This is a genomic window from Coleofasciculus chthonoplastes PCC 7420 (assembly GCF_000155555.1).
Classification (GTDB): domain Bacteria; phylum Cyanobacteriota; class Cyanobacteriia; order Cyanobacteriales; family Coleofasciculaceae; genus Coleofasciculus; species Coleofasciculus chthonoplastes_A.
The window spans coordinates 169855-182981 of sequence record NZ_DS989842.1; the positions used below are offsets into that span (position 1 = coordinate 169855).

10 protein-coding genes, 1 tRNA gene and 1 pseudogene are annotated in these 13127 nt (G+C 46.3%); 3 read left to right on the forward strand and 9 right to left on the reverse strand.

Annotation, left to right across the window (positions count from 1 at the left end; all coding sequences use genetic code 11):
• The first annotated feature begins 100 nt into the window (after nt 1-100).
• Complete coding sequence (locus tag MC7420_RS02765) at nt 101-397, forward strand: hypothetical protein (RefSeq protein WP_006098331.1); 297 nt, start codon at nt 101-103, stop codon at nt 395-397.
• 86 nt (nt 398-483) lie between these two features.
• Here the strand turns inward: MC7420_RS02765 and MC7420_RS02770 are convergent, their stop codons facing one another.
• Together MC7420_RS02770 and MC7420_RS41095 are read right to left on the reverse strand one after the other, a co-directional pair.
• Nucleotides 484-1413, reverse strand: coding sequence for a WG repeat-containing protein (locus tag MC7420_RS02770; protein WP_232231616.1), 930 nt, complete (start codon nt 1411-1413; stop codon nt 484-486).
• A gap of 367 nt (nt 1414-1780) precedes the next feature.
• Nucleotides 1781-2662 (reverse strand): hypothetical protein, encoded by an 882-nt coding sequence (locus tag MC7420_RS41095; RefSeq protein WP_044204641.1) that lies wholly within the window; start codon nt 2660-2662, stop codon nt 1781-1783.
• Between the two features lie 119 nt (nt 2663-2781).
• Here MC7420_RS41095 and MC7420_RS02780 point away from each other — a divergent pair, with 119 nt between their 5' ends.
• Nucleotides 2782-4788, forward strand: a complete 2007-nt coding sequence (locus tag MC7420_RS02780; protein ID WP_006098340.1) for an ATP-binding protein — start codon at nt 2782-2784, stop codon at nt 4786-4788.
• Here the strand turns inward: MC7420_RS02780 and MC7420_RS02785 are convergent.
• The 4 genes and pseudogenes from MC7420_RS02785 to MC7420_RS02795 form a co-directional block, all read right to left on the reverse strand.
• A complete protein-coding gene (locus MC7420_RS02785; RefSeq protein ID WP_052307416.1) occupies nt 4735-5934 on the reverse strand; it encodes an RNA-guided endonuclease InsQ/TnpB family protein in 1200 nt (399 codons plus the stop codon). The genes MC7420_RS02780 and MC7420_RS02785 overlap by 54 nt on opposite strands.
• Nucleotides 5927-7729, reverse strand: coding sequence for a group II intron reverse transcriptase/maturase (gene ltrA, locus MC7420_RS02790; RefSeq protein ID WP_044204171.1), 1803 nt, complete (start codon nt 7727-7729; stop codon nt 5927-5929). The genes MC7420_RS02785 and ltrA overlap by 8 nt, the downstream gene beginning before the upstream one ends.
• A gap of 614 nt (nt 7730-8343) precedes the next feature.
• Nucleotides 8344-8508: pseudogene (locus MC7420_RS43715) on the reverse strand (helix-turn-helix domain-containing protein); the annotation flags it as partial.
• A 322-nt stretch (nt 8509-8830) separates the two neighbouring features.
• Nucleotides 8831-8902: transfer RNA gene (locus MC7420_RS02795), tRNA-Gln, on the reverse strand.
• 484 nt (nt 8903-9386) lie between these two features.
• On the opposite strand from MC7420_RS02795, the gene MC7420_RS02800 reads away from it, so the two are divergent.
• Nucleotides 9387-9620, forward strand: coding sequence for a hypothetical protein (locus tag MC7420_RS02800; protein ID WP_044204643.1), 234 nt, complete (start codon nt 9387-9389; stop codon nt 9618-9620).
• Here the strand turns inward: MC7420_RS02800 and MC7420_RS02805 are convergent.
• From MC7420_RS02805 to MC7420_RS42230, 3 genes are all read right to left on the reverse strand, one after another.
• Nucleotides 9608-11323, reverse strand: coding sequence for a R3H domain-containing nucleic acid-binding protein (locus MC7420_RS02805; protein ID WP_044204904.1), 1716 nt, complete (start codon nt 11321-11323; stop codon nt 9608-9610). The two genes, MC7420_RS02800 and MC7420_RS02805, sit on opposite strands and share 13 nt — an antisense overlap.
• A 191-nt stretch (nt 11324-11514) precedes the next feature.
• Nucleotides 11515-12753 carry a circadian clock protein LdpA gene (ldpA, locus tag MC7420_RS02810; protein ID WP_006098628.1) on the reverse strand — a complete coding sequence of 413 codons (1239 nt, stop codon included), beginning with the start codon at nt 12751-12753 and terminating at the stop codon, nt 11515-11517.
• Between the two features lie 2 nt (nt 12754-12755).
• The gene (locus MC7420_RS42230; protein WP_232231617.1) at nt 12756-12959 is read right to left on the reverse strand and encodes a hypothetical protein; all 204 of its coding nucleotides are present in this window, start codon (nt 12957-12959) and stop codon (nt 12756-12758) included.
• Between the last annotated feature and the right edge of the window lie 168 nt (nt 12960-13127).

Here is a 13127-nt window from a genome sequence, read left to right on the forward strand (position 1 = left end):
ATGACTATATAACTTGCAATTAATTGGGCAAAACTATATGCTGTATATAAAAATTATATCGGACAAATTCGACTTCCACGTCAGGGGTTCTACCCATTCTATGACTTCTACAGCAATAAATTGGTACAAAGCCAATTATCAATATTTGATGACCTCGGTTAACCGAGTCTATCGTCATCTTGAATGCTACATTTCCCAGAAACAGAATCAGACAACTGATCCAAACCCGGATTTTCCCCCACCGGAAACGCCCAACTCGGCGATTCCCTTTGCCTTGGATATCCTCTGCACCCAATTCGGCTTATCTGCTTGCGATCGCGATATCCTTCTCCTATGTGTAGGTATGGAACTCGACCCGGATTTTCCCTTACTCTGTCGCCAAACCCTGAAAAGGTGAAATGCTCTGTCTGTCAAGCGCTTGAGCTGCTTGTCACCCCTTCAGCCATTACTCCTTTACTGGCTATACTGTGTCAACTCGATAAATCAGTTCGCGGGAGTCCAAATGTACCTTCCTGTGTTATCGATATAACCTGGCTTGCTGTCAATTGTCACCCATGCCAATCCTTGGGAAAATTCACTGGCAAAATCAAATTGAGGCTCGATTATGATCTGCCCACTTTTATTAATATAGCCCCACTTTTCACCCACGGCTACAGCAGCTAGCCCTTCAGAAAAGTCTTTGACTTCATCAAACTCCGTTTTAATCACCATCTGACCTGTTTTATCAACATAGCCCCAAGTCAGATCGGCCATTTCTAGTGGTCCTTCCCGAACAGGTGGACCTGTGACTACGACAGCTAACCCTTCAGAGAAATCAAAAGCCTGTCTAAACTGTAAATCAATAGCGATTTGTCCAGTCTTGTCGATATAGCCCCACTCGACACCCGATCTCACCACTGCCAAACCTTCGGAGAAACTTCTATCTAAACTCAAAGGTGACTCAATAACAAACTGCCCCCTTTGGTCGATATAACCTGATTGTTTGCCAAGCCTGACTAATGCCAGTCCTTCGGAAAAGTCTCTAGCTTTATGAAACTGCGGTTGGATAATTATCTTGCCCGTCTTATCGATATAGCCCCACTTACCATTAATCGCGACACTAGCTAGCCCTTCGCAAAACCGATACGTTGTATCAAATTGTGGTGGGATAACCAGTTTGCCAGTCTTGTTAATATAGCCTATCTTACCACCAATACCTACAGCAGCTAGTCCTTCGGAAAAGGAAGAAGCACTATCAAACTGTGGTTCAATAATAATCTGCCCAGTTGTGTCAATGAAGCCACTCTTATCCCCAATTCTGACCCATGCTAGCCCTTCCGAGAAAAACCCAGCCTCCTCAAACTGGGGTTTAACAATAATCTGCCCCGTTGAGTTTATATAACCATATTTATCACGCTGAATAATCGGAAGCAATTGATTTGTTTCTTGACTTTCTCCCGGTGATAGATTGGGTGAGTCAACTGACTCCAAGGAATTGTTTGAGATTAGCCTCTGCTCTGGCGGACTACAGGAAATTAAAGCGGAAAGAGAAATACCTAAAAATATCAAAATTATTTGAACAAACTTTTTGTTTGAGGTTAGGATCATGCTGGTCTTCAAAACTAGACTTTAACATGGATTTTGACTAAGTTTACCAAATAATTTTAGCTCAACTTAGTAAGAATAAGTCGCAATCCGATGCACTGTATAATTCATCACATTACATTCAGCTCAGTCATTTTCCTCAATCTACTAGAGAGGCTAGCCGTCTCATTATATCAATTGACCTCAGCGCAGATTGTTAGTTTCCACGACAGTTGATCCGTGCAATTGTTCCTACAAAATGGACACCTCGGCGTTTGTTAATTAGATATCTATAAATATCCGGCCAAACATTATCAGTAACTGTTATGCACCCCGCTGAACCACGTCCACGGTGTAAGTATTCATCTCCTTGGGGTCCCTCGTAAACTCTAAACCAGACTGTAGCATAGTCTCCATATTGATTACCCCCAGGATGAGGAAAATCAGGAAGTCGTAGGGCATAAGTCACACCACAGTGTATCTTGTCAACACCCGGACGAACATTTATGATTGCACGTGCACGTTTACTTCCATAAGTTAGTTGTTTCGTTTGGTCGTTATAGGTGAGATCTGCCGACCCACCCCAAGTCATAGTATCGTCAAGATAGCCGGGTGCGAGACTTAGTTTTTTTCCGTATAATTCTGTTTCATGTCCTTCCAAGGACTCAAAGTAATCTCGTCCCTGCCTGAATCCCTCATATTTAACTTTCAAATAATCAGGTAAACTAATTCGTTGACCACTCTCGTCTAGGGCTGTCACCCATCCGCTTGTTCCTCCTGACCAACCCCGATAACCACGAGTATTAACTCCTAGTGTTTGGCCGATTTGAAAACTTGTAGCAGGGCGATCAGCTTGAGCTTGAATATTTCCTACTTTCCCCTTCATTGGTTGGTACTGAATAGTCTTGGTGTGAGGGAACATTGGTAATTTTAATTTACTGTGTGAGTCCTCACCCTGTACAAAATTAGGATATTCCTCTTGTAGAGGTACTGCTACTCCTGTATACTCTCCTAATAAAGGTTCAGCCGATTTCCCAGCTATCACGGCATCAGCTACCGCATCGGCGTGCTGTTCATACTTATCCCCCACCTGTCCCATTCCACCAGAAAGTTGCACTTTCCCTGAATAACTTGCAATTAATTTAGCAAAACTATATCCTGTATATAAAAATTATATCGGACAAAATCGACTTCCACTTCAGAGATTCTACCCATTCTATGACTTCTACAGCAATAGATTGGTACAAAGCCAATTATCAATATTTGATGACCTCGGTTAACCGAGTCTATCGTCATCTTGAATGCTATATTTCCCAGAAACAGAATCAGACAACTGATCCAAACCCCAATCTCCCCCCACCGGAAACGCCCAACTCGGCGATTCCCTTTGCCTTGGATATCCTCTGCACCCAATTCGGCTTATCTGCTTGCGATCGCGATATCCTCCTCCTATGTGTAGGTATGGAACTCGACCCCGATTTTCCGTCACTCTGTCGCCAAGCCAGTGGCGACTCCCAGATTAATTACCCGACTCTGAGTTTAGCCTTATCTGTCTTACCCAACATCAGTTTAAGCGTCCTAGGACGACAATCCCCCTTACAATACTGGCAACTAATTGAAATCGCTCCCGGTGTAACCTTAACCCAATCGCCCCTAAGAATTGACTCCCGTATCCTCTGCTATCTTTTAGGCGAACCCAGCATCGATGCTCAACTTGATGAGCGAGTTAAACCCCTGGATCTCGGCTTAACCGGAGAATTAGCCCTTCCCCCATCCCATCAGCAAATCGCCCAGATCATTGCTTCGGCTTGGTCTGAATCTACCCTCACCTCAAAACTGCCAATTATCGAATTGTCTGGCTCAGATTTGACCACAAAACGCCGCATTGCTGCTGAAGCCACAACATTATTTGGCTGTTCTATCCGTCGCATGTCAGCAACGGTACTCCCCTCAGAATCCACCCAACTGCATCAATTACGGCGACTCTGGGAACGGGAAGCTATCTTAACCAATTGTGTATTGTTCCTCGAATGTGACTCTCTGAACATGGGAGATACACTAGGAGTATCACTGATTTCTCAATTTATTGCTGAAATCAGTACACCTGTAATCCTAAGTAGTCAACAGCGACTTCCCGTAACAGAACGCTCCCTAACCACTTACGATATACCCAAACTCACTCCCCAAGAACAACGTTCCCTATTTTTCACCTATCTAGCAGACAAAGGAAGCGAACTCAATGGCGAGGTTAATCGCTTAATCGCCCAATTCAATCTCAGCCAAAGTGCGATTCATTCCGTCTGTACCCAAGCCATCCATCAGGTTAATCGCAATGATCACACCAATTTAGGAACAACCCTGTGGAATACCAGCCGCCACCAAGCCCGTCCCCGCCTAGATGCACTCGCCCAACGCATTGAAACGCCAATGACGTGGGATGACCTGATTCTGCCAGAATCCCAACTCAAAACCCTGAAGGAAATTGTCGCCCACACCCGCCAACGCGCCAAAGTCTACCAGGATTGGGGAATGGGGGGAAAACAGAGTCGGGGACTGGGACTAACTGCGTTATTCTATGGTCAAAGTGGTACAGGTAAAACCACTGCTGCTGAAATTATTGCCAAAGAACTGCACCTCGATTTGTACCGCATTGATCTGAGTGCAGTTGTCAGTAAATATATCGGAGAAACGGAGAAAAACCTAGCTCAAATCTTTGACGCGGCTGAAGTCGGCGGTGTAGTCCTATTATTCGACGAAGCCGACTCTTTATTTGCCAAACGCGGTCAAGTCAAAGACGCCCGCGATCGCTATGCTAACCAAGAAGTCAGTTATCTACTCCAACGCTTAGAAAACTATCAAGGGTTGGCGATTCTCACAACCAACTTAAGAGACTCCATTGACTCAGCTTTTGAGCGACGGTTGCGTTTTGTGCTGGAATTTCCTTTCCCAGATGCAATACAACGAGAGCAGATTTGGCGGCGCGTCTTTCCCAAGTCTACTCCCACCCGACGATTGAATTTTGAGAAGTTAGCGCGGCTGGCTGTTTCCGGAGGTAGTATCCACAATATTGCTTTAGCCGCAGCCTTTCTCGCCGCTGAAGCCTCAGAACCAGTGGGAATGAAGCATCTATTAGCAGCCGCGCAAACTGAAGGGATCAAGATGCAGAATGAACTACAGCGACTTACTTTGTTGAAGTCGCTGTTTCTGACGCTTCCTCGCTCCTAGTTGCTTCATGCTTCCACAATCAGTAGAGCTAGGCAGCTCTGCGTCTAAAGAGGTTCGTTCCAAGCCCCTTGCCCAAATCTCATTTACTTGGGCAGCATTGATATCTCTGTCTTCGGTATGACCGCAGTCAGGATTAGAGCAAACATGAACTCTATCAGCTAAACTCTTAGGCGTTAATTCCCAACATTTAGCACACCGTTGAGTTGGCTTGAGCATCCGGGTTGGTGACTCAACATAAAACCCACCTGCCTCAGCCGATTTGTAGGTTAATAAATCACCGACTAGACCAAACCCAACGTCTAGAATAGACCGATTTAATCCGGCTTTCTGTTTCTTACGCTTACCCTTTTTTGCTTTTCGAGTCATGCCCTTGACGTTTAACTGCTCACCACCGATTAGGCTATTACCGCTGACTATATCACTGGTTACTTTGTGCAGCCAATCTTCCCGTTGTCGGGCTATTTTGCTCTGAACTTTAGAGAGCTGTTTACGTTCTTTTTTCCATCGCCTCGACCCCTTGACCTTCTTATTCCTATTCGGCGGTCTCTTGCGTCTTAACCGCTTTGAGGCTACCTTAACCTTTTTGTGTCCCTCCTTAATAAAATCGGGTTTAGCAATTTTCTCGCCAGTTGAAAGCGTCACCGCGTCTTTACAGCCAAGGTCGATCCCGATTGAACCTGTACCCGTCTGGCGAGTTGGGTTGCACTGCACGGTGATTGATGCATACCACAAACCATTCCTGAAAAAGATTGTGCAAGTAGTCGGGGTTCCCCAAGTTCTAGCTTGACCCCGCATTTGAATCTTTAAACCAAGGTCTCTCAGTTCTAAGTAACCATTGGGTCCGTTAGATAAAGCCTTCCAACTAGCTTTGTCTGGATATGTCCAGCCACTATACCGCCGCTTCGCTTTGAACTTAGGATACTTACCTAATCCCTTGAAAAATCGCTTATAGGTAAAATCAACCCGCTTTAAGGTAGCTTGTAACGTATGGGAACCTAATTCAGCATACTCAGTCCAAACCTTTTTAAACTCAGGTAAACAGTTATTAAACTCAGCGAGACTGTCACCAGTCCCCCTGGTCTTCAAAACCGTGCGTGAAAGTTTCCTCTCACACGGCTCCTCAACGATAAGGTGCAAGTCATGCATACCTCATTACCCATTTGTCCTCGACTCTTTCGAGCCTTTTGGTGAGCTTAGGCTTGGCACTGTTACAGCCAGATTGATTGCCGAGACTGCCATCTGTGACGGTCTTTGTGTCATGGCAATGTCTATGTAGAAGCTGCCAATTATCGTAGAAATCCTTTCCACCTTGCGACTTAGGGATTCTGTGGTCAACTTCCATCACATCGTTTTCACGGAAAATTAATCCGCAGTGAGTACATTTCCCTTTTTGCTTCTTCAACAATGTTGCCAGTGTCTTAGGCATTTCAGGGTTGTTACCCATTCTTGAACTCCAATAAACCAAGTTGCCGTTGTATGGGGACGATTCGCCCTTAACCTTTACATAGCGCTTAATTGGTGTTTCGCTATGTTTTAGTAACCGCGTAGGGTTATTACCTTTTTGCCTGGTTGCGAATACCCAGTTGTCGCCGTCTATGGATTGCCAATACTTCTTTGACACCCATCCCCCGGATTTTTTGGGGTGTCGGCGCTTTGCCCAAGCTCTGAGCTTCTGGTACATGAGGTAATCTTGGTCACAGTAAGCCACCTTACTTACTTGTGTTGCGTAGTAGTTAGCCCATCCCCGAATAATCGGGTTCAGTTTCTTAATTAGCGCCACTTGTGGTGCATTCCTGTGGGCGTTGATAACTTCCGCAATCTGTTCGTAGTGTACCTTCTGCTTATCCTTGCTTGGGGTGATGATTGGTTTTATTCCTAGCGCTCTTCCATATTTGTCTTTTCCAGAGTGGTATTTACCCACTTTGTATTGACGTATATTGAAGCCAAGGAAATCAAATCCTGGCTGTTCTTGTTCATACGGGTTGAGGGTGTGAGCAAGTCTTGTTTTGCTAGGTTTTAGTTCCAAACCCATGTCTTTCAACCATTCCTGGATTATATCCTTGCCACTTTGGACGATGGTTAAGTCTTCGTGGAGAATCACGAAGTCGTCGGCATATCTGATCACGGATGGAGGATAGAATGTCTTCTTTACCCCATTTTCAGAGTATCCCCGTTTTGGGAATACCCTTTTGATTAGATTTTCCATCCCGTGGAGGGCAATGTTTGCTAGTAACGGAGAAATGACCCCGCCCTGTGGCGTTCCCTCAGTTGTTGGAAACAACTGCTTTGCGTCCATCACTCCCCCTTTTAACCATGCTCGGATTTGACGGCGTATGGTAGGGAATGTATTTAATTTTCTTAGCAGTGCTTTATGGTCGATTTGGTCAAAGCATTTAGCAATATCGGCATCAAGGACATATTTGCCCTTAAACCTAATTGTGTCATATATAGCCTGAACCGCATCGTGACATGAGCGTCCGGGTCTGAAACCGTATGAGTTGGCTTCAAATCGCGCTTCCCATTCTGGCTCTAGTGCCAGTTTGACAAGTGCTTGCAAAGCTCGGTCTTTCATTGTCGGGATGCCTAAAGGTCTTTTCTCCTCCTTTCCGGGTTTGGGAATCCATACTCGCCTGGTTGGAGCGACCTTTGAACATAGTTTTAGATTTTCAACCAAGATGAGACGTTGCTTTGGGGTCAGTGACTTAACACCATCCACACCTGCCGTCTTCTTACCTTGATTGTCTTGGGTAACCCGGCGAACCGAGAGACATTTTGCTGCCCAGGACTTCATCAGCATCTTTTGGAGTCTGCGAGTCATTTTCACATCGCCACGCTGAGAGGCTCGATAGATTCTCTTCTGCAACTTGTAGACTTTACGCTCTAGTTTTTGCCAGGGTATTGCCTTCCATTCCATCGTAGTCTTTAAACTCGCTTTAGACATTTGTATTGCTACTTAAGACTCTATCTTTCCTTATCATCGTGAGTCTGTTGGCGTATCCCTCTTATTAGTAGAGAGCGTTAGCTTCTGACTCAATCTTTCCTCCCATTGCTTGCGGTTGGCACCTACTCAGGCATCGACCTGACTGAGAGCATAAGGGAGGTTATCTCGTTCCTGATAGCCATTGTTTGAACTTTTAGGATGGTACTATCCACCGGGTTTATAGGGAGTACAAGTTGGTCAACAACAAAATTGCCAACCCCTGATTTCCTGTGCCTTTTGGCTCCAGTGTGTCAGCCTTATTACACTGGTTCTTCGTAACGATGGTTCAGTCGTACCTTCGTATTCCTATCCATGAGTTCTTGCTCGATGGTTGCCGGATTAGGCTTCCAGCATTGCCACCTTTCACCCCCGCTTTAGGCTTTGATAACCAGTCTCAAACCTAGGGGACAAGGTTTTAAAAACCCTGGCTCTGTGTGCTTTTACTCCTGTACTTAGAGAGTAGGACTTGAGAGTTTGCTTTCTCTCACCTACATGGCTATCAAGTTGTCAAGGTTCAGACCTTGCAGGTAATCCTCTATCCATTTCAGGAATAGTTTCTACCTAACGATTCGCACCTGTTGTTCAAAATAATCAACAGAATGCCCAAAGTGTTTGTATTGTGTCCTACGGTTAGCCATTGCCGCGTTGTAGAGATCACAATGCATTTTTCTCGCCCAATGAAGCTTGTCACATTGGGTCTTGTTTGGATAAAGTCTGAAAGTGGTTCTACGTGTTAGCATACCCCCCATATTATCATTTAATTGGGTAAAATAACAATGGTAATTTGATAATTTACGGGATGTCGAAACCCGTAAATTATCCGCTATCCTTCCCCGACTTGCTATCGCTGAAGTCGGGGAATGCCGCGATTACGTTCAAACCGTGATTAGTGTTGGGACTCAGGATTGGCTAGAGTCATCGAAATCTAAATCTAAGTCAAAATCTAAATCCAAATAAATCAAACGTTTTGAATGCTATGCCCAACTATTAATCCCCACCCTGTAAGAGGGTGGGGAATTACGCCGAATCGATTAATCAAATTATTTTGTCGGGTAGATGCGACTGGGGTGCCAGGATTCGAACCTGGGAATGGCGGGACCAAAACCCGCTGCCTTACCGCTTGGCTACACCCCAATGTGTGTACCTTGCTTATATTAGCAGTTGTAGCTGGGAATATGTCAAGAGATTTTGGAAAATTGGCTGATTTCTCCTGATCTCAGGGAACAGAAGGCTCAATTTACGCGGCGGACTCCCCATATATAAACAAATATTAAGATAAGCTAAGATTATTTAACTCGTTCGTCAAGGGTGAAAAAGTTAATATAATCTTTATATTACGCTTAAATCCCCTATAATAAGGCATTAGCTGCATTAATCAGGGGAACGTAGCTTTTACATATCTTCAGGTTAGGAGGATTTTTGTCCAAGGGTTGAACTCAATTTGTATTCTTTTGTAAAGAAAAAATTTGATAGCATGTCGAGTTGTCACCATACCGTCAGACCCAGTAAGAGCAACGCTCTACTGGCGATTTATATCTAGGGGTGACTATAGCTGAAGATAACTCGTCATAGAACCTGGCACAACTTTAACCTACCGATTAACACTGGAGATTCACTAATGAGATTAATTCGCGAAATTGTTCAAGAAGCGGAAAAGACTGGTTACCTAACCCTACAAGCTGAAGACCAATTGCGTCAACTTTTAGCCAACAAGTACGATTGGGAAGACTTTACCGCGTTCATCCAATTACAGCAAGCAGTAATGGAAGAACGGGTGAAGCAAGAGTCTCGTGAGCTACTCTACACGCTGTCCTCTTGCCACACCCCTACCCCTTGCCATCAAGCGGGATAGATTCGCAAGCGGCGATTGGGTTCATCACCAAAACTATCGGACTTGAGGCGATAATGTTCCACCAGTTCGTGCTGCATCTTTCGCACTTTTGGCGATCGCGGTAGTAATTCGACGGGCTGTCCATTAGGAATAACGATTTGCTCGACGGCTAACCGTGCTTCTTCTAGCGCCTCAATCTCATCATCACTGCCACTTTGGGTAAACAACCGCAAATCCGCTGCATCGGGAACTCCAGGATCATCCATATCCAACATCCGCCGCAGGGCGCGACTCACTTGGGGAACGGTGCTGGCTTTAACCGCATGAATCGGAATTTGCCGGGAGCGGGCAATTGAGCGCAGTTTCGAGTGACTTTTAACATGCGATCGCAAGCCTAAAATGGCATCGGCGCTATCCATATCCTTGGTTAAGACAACGGGTAAATTTAGTACCCGAATCACCTGCTCAATTTGATGGCGACTCACCCCATAAGGATAGACATGGAGGGGCAGATCTTCACCATTGGGTCCAATCGTATCTATAACCTCGCCAACGGAATTGGGTTGTTGCCAAGAGTCATGGAGAAGCTGATCAAAATAACTGGTTTGAGCCGACGCCGGTGATGAGGAACGCGATAGTGGCTGCATCTGTCCCGACGAACGCCAGCCACTGGGTTTTGCCACTAACCCGGACTGGGTACGGCGCTCCAGGGGTGCGGGTGCATCGGGGAATTCACGGGTAATAATTACCTTATTTTGGTCATCCACCGTCCGCATTTGGGGATTCGGTTTGCGTCCCCGCAGTAGCGCATCCACGGTATCCGCAACACTCTCATGCACGACCCAGCGCTGACGCTCCAGCATTTCCACGGCAATCTCAAACGTGGGCGGGGCTTTGCGTTCCAATACCGTTTTTTGAGAACCCCGACGTCTGGCTTCATCATCCCCCAGAGTTACGGCTTGAATCCCACCGACTAAATCAGAGAGCGTCGGATTTTTAATCAGATTCTCAATTTGGTTTCCATGCGCCGTCCCCACCAACTGCACCCCCCGTTCCGCGATCGTGCGAGCGGCGAGGGCTTCGAGTTCGGTGCCAATTTCATCAATGACAATCACTTCGGGTGTATGATTTTCTACCGCTTCAATCATCACCTGATGTTGAAGTTCTGGACGCGACACTTGCATCCGCCGAGCTCGACCAATGGCGGGATGGGGAATATCGCCATCGCCTGCAATTTCATTGGAGGTATCAATAATCACCACCCGTTTTTGTAGATCATCTGCCAGCACCCGGGCAATTTCGCGTAACGCCGTCGTTTTGCCCACACCTGGACGCCCCAACATCAAAATTGATTGACCCCGTTCGACCAGATCATGAATCAGACCAATAGTGCCAAACACCGCTCGTCCGACGCGACAGGTTAGCCCGATAATGTCGCCGGGACGATTGCGAATCGCACTAATCCGGTGTAAGGTTTTCTCCAGTCCGGCTCGATTATCCCCACTGAAATGCCCAACCCGCTCAACACAATAGTTTAATTGTTCAGCGGTGACGGGGGTTTCGGACAGATATTCGGCACCAGAGGGAAAACGCACCTCAGGAAATCGACCCAAATCCATCACCACTTCAATTAAATTGTCGCGATGGGGGTGTTGCTCCAGGATTTGGCGAATATCCTCTGGCAAAATAGCGAGTAATTTTTGGAGATCCTCAGTAATCTGCATCCCAGCTAAATTGGTGGTGTTAGATAAGGCTTGATTGGATAACGATTGGGGATGGGATGGGTTCATCCCGTTGGCATTCACCATAGGCTTGTCATTCGTCGTTCGTCGTTTGTCATACTCGCTCCCTTGAGAAGCAAGCTACGTCGTTTGTCATTCGTCCTTTGTCCTTTGTTTATGTAAGGGTTTGAGGACTATTGACAGAACCTACTGAGTTCGGGTTGAACAGGCTTAGGCTCAGACTTGAGTTGAGACACCAAGGAATGGGCTAGAGCCACGGCTTTTGCCAGCCGATGTGGATCATTTTCCAGGTTTGCCCTTGATAATAATGGAAATGCTTGGAAATTGATATTATGATTTGCTTCATGGTATTGATCGAGTTGGTCTAAAATTGGAGCCAGTAATACCCGGGCATAGCTTCCGTAAGCCACACCCGCGACAAAGGGCTGGATGGGGTTAGCGGTAGCGTCTTCTGGGGTTCCAGGGTTGAGGAGTCCTACTGTTTTGAGTTTACTCACGGTATGGTGATTGGTTCCACCCGCCAGTTGCACGTATCCAGGTAAGTTGGCGGATAACACCTTTTGTGCCAGTTTCACGGCTTTTCGAGTGGTTCCTGTACCAATATCACCGCTCATTGGTTTGCCATCGGTTTGCCAGAGGAGGGGACAAGGTAAGGGCGTGATCAGATGGTAAAGTTCCCAGAGATAATCAATCATGCCTTCACCATCCGGACAACTGATAGCCAGCAACTTCAGGGTATGCATCCAGGGAGCGATCGCGCCCCAGAGTCGTTTAAAATCAGTAAAATGCCCAACTTGGGTGTGAATTTCCAAAGCATCAACGCCCGTTGAAAGAATCAGTTCCGCTAGAGTTGTGGGGGCGGATACATAGGAGCGAGTATAGATCAGTTGACTGGGGCAAACGGGTAAGCAACGTCCGCAGCCATAACAGCGTTGATCAATAACACCGGAGAATCCCTGGGGCGAGTGAGGATAGTTGAAAGGTTGGTCTGGTTTCGCCTGTTTTCGGGACTCCGGCGGAGTTGGCGGTGGCTCAAAGACAATAGCTTGAGCCGGACAAATGGTTTGGCAAGGACGGGGACAGTCGGGAGGACAAGCATTGGGATTAAATTCAGCTTTGCGAAAATGGGGATCTTCCCCATCATTTAAACTGACCATTAACCAGGGTTGGTTACTGTATCCCATGCCTTGTGCAAGACCGGACTCCACCAGACTTGTCGCCACCCCTAAGGCTGTCTTTGCCGCCGCAATTACGGCAGGGTCAGCTGCCACATCAATACAATCAGCCCCAGCTAGAGTATACGCCAAGGTGAGGTTACGAACGGCAGGTAGGTGCTGAAAACTTGCGCCACAGATGAGCTTGAACCAGCGACCTTCCTTTAGGGATTGTAAGGGAGTGTACAGTTTAGTCACCCTTATATGCTAATTCCTTGTGCCAAAAATGGGGAGATTGATTTCTGGTGGAAACCTGGGGGACAATAAACCGCAGGGTTCAGGATTAGGGGTGGGCAATTGTGCTGCGATCGCGACTCAGATGCATCCATTTCCCCATATCTAGGCAATTTAGTCAGGTTGTCCCCTAAATCTGGGGGGTAAATCCAGAGGGTGCTGTTTTTCATCTCCGACATGAATGAACCTGGATTTCATGTTTAATTTTTGTAACATTAATGAATTCTGTTGACCCACCGACAGTAGGGGTTTGGTTCCCAAACCCTTTGAAGGATTCCCCATGCCCACAAAAAGACCCCGCTCTGTTCATTTGGCGGAGTCAACCTTAACTCTCTACT

What these genes read in the sequence shown, in the direction of transcription:
- MC7420_RS02765 (WP_006098331.1), top strand. Translation starts at nt 101, where the DNA reads ATGACTTCTACAGCAATAAATTGGTACAAAGCCAATTATCAATATTTG.
- MC7420_RS41095 (WP_044204641.1), bottom strand. Translation starts at nt 2,662, where the DNA reads ATGGGACAGGTGGGGGATAAGTATGAACAGCACGCCGATGCGGTAGCT.
- MC7420_RS02780 (WP_006098340.1), top strand. Translation starts at nt 2,782, where the DNA reads ATGACTTCTACAGCAATAGATTGGTACAAAGCCAATTATCAATATTTG.
- MC7420_RS02785 (WP_052307416.1), bottom strand. Translation starts at nt 5,934, where the DNA reads ATGCATGACTTGCACCTTATCGTTGAGGAGCCGTGTGAGAGGAAACTT.
- ltrA (WP_044204171.1), bottom strand. Translation starts at nt 7,729, where the DNA reads ATGTCTAAAGCGAGTTTAAAGACTACGATGGAATGGAAGGCAATACCC.
- MC7420_RS02800 (WP_044204643.1), top strand. Translation starts at nt 9,387, where the DNA reads ATGAGATTAATTCGCGAAATTGTTCAAGAAGCGGAAAAGACTGGTTAC.
- MC7420_RS02805 (WP_044204904.1), bottom strand. Translation starts at nt 11,323, where the DNA reads ATGCAGATTACTGAGGATCTCCAAAAATTACTCGCTATTTTGCCAGAG.
- MC7420_RS42230 (WP_232231617.1), bottom strand. Translation starts at nt 12,959, where the DNA reads ATGAAAAACAGCACCCTCTGGATTTACCCCCCAGATTTAGGGGACAAC.